Source organism: Leptolyngbya sp. FACHB-36, assembly GCF_014695955.1.
Lineage (GTDB): Bacteria > Cyanobacteriota > Cyanobacteriia > Leptolyngbyales > Leptolyngbyaceae > FACHB-36.
Map to the genome: position 1 here is coordinate 1 of NZ_JACJPG010000142.1, position 1,524 is coordinate 1,524.

The 1,524-nt window shown below is 55.4% G+C and carries 1 protein-coding gene; it reads right to left on the minus strand.

Annotated elements, in window-relative coordinates; genetic code table 11:
- Positions 1 to 138: 138 nt before the first annotated feature.
- On the minus strand, positions 139 to 1,482 hold the full coding sequence (locus H6F43_RS22930) for a monooxygenase (RefSeq protein WP_190340350.1): 1,344 nt from the start codon (positions 1,480 to 1,482) through the stop codon (positions 139 to 141).
- Between the last annotated feature and the right edge of the window lie 42 nt (positions 1,483 to 1,524).

Sequence of the window (1,524 nt, forward strand, 5' to 3'; positions counted from 1 at the left end):
TACTACAGGCGTCGGAAAATTTGGCGATGTTGGGAAGCGCAGCGAAGGGCGCGATCGCGCCGTTCAAAACTGAGGATTGAGGATTTCTTGTGTTGAAATGGTGAGGCAGTCAGGGGCAGCAGGACGCAGCAAACACCTTCAGAACAAGGCTTTGAGCATGACCCGAGGACTGAGCAGGATCGTGGGTGGCTTCATCAGGTGAGCCATCTCAATAAACTGAAGATGTAGATCAGGGTCATTGTGAGCGCGCTCCGCTAGTCGGTTGGCGTATCCCTGGAAGAGCTTACCGATCCCCTTGGGCGAGACGGCTCCCTTGGTTGTGGGAAACTGGGAATCAAATCCGGTTGCCAGTGACCACGGTAAGGCGTTACGGCGGGCTAGCCGTTTTTGAAAACTCGCCCCGTTCAAGGAAGGTTGCTGACGGCGTTTCTGACGATCGACCAACCAATCTCGCAGGACGATCGATGAAATTGCACTGACGGTCATGCCCTGCCCATAAACGGGACACAGCGCACACACGGCATCTCCGATCGCAACAAAACCGTCGGGTAGTTCAATCTGTTCGTAGTGGTAGAGCCGATTCGCAGTCGCACGATGCACCCGCATTTCGGAGCGGGGTTCTGCGTCGCAAATCGCGTTGTAAAATTCTGGGCTGGGCAGACTCTGGGCAAATTCGAGGAAGCCTGGCTCATCGGTTGGGGGGTAGTCTTGTCCATAGCCTCCGAGTGTGGCAATCCATTCTCCGTTCTCCACGGCAGCTAAATATCCCAATCGCGTTTGGCTGGGGGGTTGGTGGCTAATTAAAAGAATTTTATAGGTTGGGTCAGCACTGGCAGGAATGCGGTAGCGACGGGTTGCGTAGCCTACGTCTGGATCGATGACGGTTGCCGGAGGTGGGGTGAATCCCAATGCTTCCAGCCAGCGAGCCGCCTGGGTACTGCGACCGCTCGCATCCACAATCAGCTGCGCTGTGAGGTCCTTAGAAGCAAGATCTCCCCGATGATCGAGTTCTATCCCTGTGATGCAGCTGCGGGAACGATCGCCTCGTAGCCCGACGACCCGCTGCTGCTCCAAAAACTGAACGTTTGGCAGGCGATCCACTCGTTGTCGAATCGTGCTTTCCAGCAATGGTCGGGTACACGTGTAAGATTCCAGCCCTGACGGTGCTTCTAAAATTTCGGACCAGCCGCCTCGCTGGAAGTAACGAAAATCTCTAGTCCAGTCGAAGGGAATGGCTCCAGCGTCATGCAGTGCTTCCCCAATGCCAGGAAACAGTTCCTCCAAAATGCGGTAGCCCTTTGTAAACAGGACATGGGGTTGCACAGACTGCGGCACGCCTCGACGGGGGTCAGCAGTCAGAGGCAGGCGATCGCGGTCAACCACCGTTACCTGATCGAACTTGTCAGCAAGGATTCGGGCTGCCAGCAGTCCAGCAATGCTGCCGCCGATAACAATGGCATGGTGACCGAGGTGAGACGACATATTTCCAATCGGAATTGAGGGTTCACGTCAACGATTGTAAAT

Excerpts from the sequence above, each read along its gene's own strand:
- H6F43_RS22930 (WP_190340350.1), bottom strand. The coding sequence starts at position 1,482 with ATGTCGTCTCACCTCGGTCACCATGCCATTGTTATCGGCGGCAGCATT.